At 35.7% G+C, this 1,356-nt stretch carries 1 pseudogene; it reads right to left on the bottom strand.

The features are described 5' to 3' along the window. Positions 1-64 precede the first annotated feature (64 nt). A pseudogene (locus DBR11_RS29755) lies at positions 65-1,356 on the bottom strand (SusC/RagA family TonB-linked outer membrane protein); the annotation flags it as partial.

Here is a 1,356-nt window from a genome sequence, read left to right as displayed (position 1 = left end):
GTACTACTTTTAACTTTTGATTTTGAATTGAAATATTTCATCTTAATATCTTTTTAGAATACTGTTAAAGAGACAATTGTATACCCGCCATGATGATACGCAAGGGAGGTAGGGAGGCTAACTGGCTACCGCTAAATTCAGGATCAAGCCCCTTGTATTTAGTTATTGTAAAAATATTTTGCCCTTGAACATATATCCTTACATTTCTTAGTTTTAAATAATTCAAATATTTTTCGGTTAAGTTCCAACTCAGAGAAATGTTTTTTAACCGAATAAAAGAAGCATCCGTTAAATTACCATCACTGCTAAAATAAGAGCTATAGGCATTATTTAAACCAGAACTATAATCTTGTGTAAAATTCTGCACACCTGTACCACCGTTGGTAGATTGTATCACAGATGCCAATTGATTGGCTGAATTGCTAAAGGCACCAGGTACACTTCCTAAAAAATTATAGCCATTTTGTTTTACAAACTGTAAAAAGAAATCCAATTGAAAGCCTTTGTAGGTAATACTATTGTTCAATCCCCCGAAATACTTTTGGCCAACAAACACGGGTTTTCTATCGCTACCATAGGTGACTTGACCATCCTTATTTACATCCTCAAAAGTATACTGCTTAGTAGTTGGGTCAACACCTGTATAGTGGAACAGAAAAGATATAGATAATGGCATCCCCTCAACATAAGTCGTGGCATAACTAGAATTTGCTAAATTTGGATAAGAAAGCAGTTTATTACGCGGAACGCTCAAATTAGCAGAAGTAGTCCAGCTAAAATCTTTGCCACTGATGTTATGTGTAGTCAATTCAAATTCCGTCCCTCTATTTTGTATAACTGCTGGCAGATTGGCCTGAATACTGGTAAATCCAGTAATAGAAGGAAGAGAATAACCTACCAATTGATTACCTGTTCTATTCTGATACCAACTTACATTAAATAAAATCCGGTCTTTAATAAAACCCAGATCCAGCCCTGCTTCCAGCTTCTTCACACTTTCCCATCCATAGTTAGGATTAGTTAAAGAAGTTGGATTTAAGCCTGCTACGCCTTGATAAGCCAAACCATTGGCCGAATAGGTACTTAAAAATTTATAATCAGAAATTTGATCGTTGCCTGTTATTCCATAACTGGCTCTTAATTTACCAAAAGAGAGAAAAGATAAGTTATCCTTAATTACATCTTGTTTTGAAAAAATCCATGCACCACCAACCGCCCCAAAATTCGCAATTTGTTTTCCAGGGCCAAAGCGGCTGCTGGCATCTTTACGTGCAGTAAAATTAATCAAATATTGATCCTGATAGTTATAACCTAAGCGGGCATAAGCAGCACTATAACGATATCTTATATCTGTAT

Origin of the sequence: Pedobacter sp. HMWF019 (genome assembly GCF_003061025.1) — a bacterium.
In the GTDB taxonomy this organism is placed as follows: domain Bacteria; phylum Bacteroidota; class Bacteroidia; order Sphingobacteriales; family Sphingobacteriaceae; genus Pedobacter.
The sequence above is the reverse complement of the archived record's forward strand: the minus strand, read 5'-3'. Positions and strand labels throughout refer to the sequence as shown.